At 76.1% G+C, this 1,836-nt stretch carries 2 protein-coding genes; one reads left to right on the top strand and one right to left on the bottom strand.

The window, feature by feature from the left end; all coding sequences use genetic code 11:
- The first annotated feature begins 217 nt into the window (after positions 1 to 217).
- Positions 218 to 1,138: an ADP-ribosylglycohydrolase family protein gene (locus ACS04_RS29380; protein ID WP_048479853.1), complete on the top strand. Its 921-nt coding sequence runs from the start codon at positions 218 to 220 to the stop codon at positions 1,136 to 1,138.
- A gap of 25 nt (positions 1,139 to 1,163) precedes the next feature.
- Here ACS04_RS29380 and ACS04_RS29375 read toward each other — a convergent pair.
- Positions 1,164 to 1,836 (bottom strand): glutamate racemase (locus ACS04_RS29375; protein ID WP_048479852.1); only part of this gene is annotated, 673 nt, incomplete at its 5' end.

Raw genomic sequence — 1,836 nt, 5'->3', positions numbered from 1 at the left:
ACAACCGGCACACGGGAACACCCACCACCCGCTCGCTGATCGCCTACGACCACTGACCCGAGCACTTCGGACTTACTCGTCTAGGCCGGGACCCGCCGCCGCGACGGCCCACCCCGCCCACCGGGTACCCTCGCCGCCACCGGGCCTCGACGGCTTCGCACGCGGGGTGGCGGTATACCGGCCCGCGTATGCCCGAACCGCCCGAGGAGGACTCGTGATCACTCGACTCGACCGCGCCATCGGAGCGGTTCTGGGCTCGGCCGCCGGCGACGCACTCGGCGCGCCGTACGAGTTCGGTCCCGCCGGTGAACTGACCGCACGCGGCGAGGAGATGCGCGGGTGCGGCGGCTGGGATCCGGGTGAGGCGACCGACGACACGCAGATGGCCGTCCTGGTCGGAGAGTCCCTGCTGGAACACGACGGCCTCGAACTCGCCGACGTCTTCGGGCGGTTCCAGCGGTGGGCGGCCGCCGCGCCCAAGGACATCGGCCTCCAGACCGAGGACGTGCTGACCAGCGGCGAGGCCTGGGACCTGGCCGCCGCACTGCACTTCCAGATCAACGCGCGGGCGGCGGGCAACGGTTCCCTGATGCGGGCCTCCACCTCGGCCGTGTACTTCGCCGCCGCCGGACGGGAGGGGACCATGGACGCCGCCCGGCGCATCGCCGCCCTGACGCACGGCGACCGGGCGGCGTGGGAGGGGACGGCCGTACTGCACGAGCTCGTACGGGTGACACTCGACGGGGGCGATCCGCTGGCCGCCCTCCCCGAGGTGCTCGGCGCGGTGCACCCGGATCACCGCGCGCGGTACGGGGTCGTCCTCGGCCCCGACTGGCATCCGGGGCTGGCCACCGAGTTCAACGGGGCGGTCTGGCCCTGCCTGGGTTCGGCGGTGTGGGCACTGCGGACCACCACCGGGTTCGCCGGGGCCGTACGGGCCGCTGTGGACCTGGGCGGGGACACCGACACCGTGGCGGCCGTCACCGGCACGCTGGCCGGGGCCCTCTACGGCCAGGCTGCGATCCCCCCGGAGTGGACGGCCCCGCTTCACGTACCGCTGCCCGGGTACGGGGACCGCGTACTCGACGCGGAGGGGCTGCGCACGCTCGCCCGGTCGCTGGCGGGCGGCCGGGCGTAGCGCGCGGGGACGGGATCAGGCGCGGTCAGCTCCCGACGGGGGCACCCTCGCCGGCCAGCAGCCGCCCTTCGGCGTAGCCGAGCGCGGCGGCGGGGAGCGCGCCCTCCTCGCCGCTGAGCAGGACGGTCAGGGTTCCGGTACGGGGCAGGCCCGGCTCGGGAAGTGCGCCGAGGCGGCGCAGCGCCTGTACGGCCACGGGCTCGGCGGAGCCGTGGTAGCGGAGCTCGGCGCCACCGGTCCGTTCGGCGAGGGCTGCACGGATGGCCGTCTCGACGAGCTCGTAGTGGGTGCACCCGAGGACGACGTCGGTGACGTCGGCCGGGGTCAGCGCGGCCGCCGCGGCCACGGTCGCGGCGATGGCGGCGGCGTCCCCCCTCTCGACGGCGTCGGCCAGTCCCGGGCAGGGCACCTCGGTGACCCGGGCCCCGGTGGCGAAGTCGCGGATCAGTCCGCGCTGGTAGGGGCTGCCGGTGGTGGCGGGGGTGGCCCAGATGGCCACGCGCCCGCCGGGGGCGGCCGCCGGCTTGATCGCCGGAACGGTCCCGACCACCGGGATGGCGGGCTCGAGCGCGGCGCGGAGGGCGGGCAGGGCGTGCACGGTGGCGGTGTTGCAGGCCACGATCAGCGCGTCAGGCCGGTGCCCGGCGGCGGCCCGGGCCACACCGAGGGCCCGCCCGGTCAGATCGGCGGGGGTACGG

Source organism: Streptomyces roseus (genome assembly GCF_001044425.1).
Classification (GTDB): Bacteria; Actinomycetota; Actinomycetes; order Streptomycetales; family Streptomycetaceae; genus Streptomyces; species Streptomyces roseus.
The sequence above is the reverse complement of the archived record's forward strand: the minus strand, read 5'-3'. Positions and strand labels throughout refer to the sequence as shown.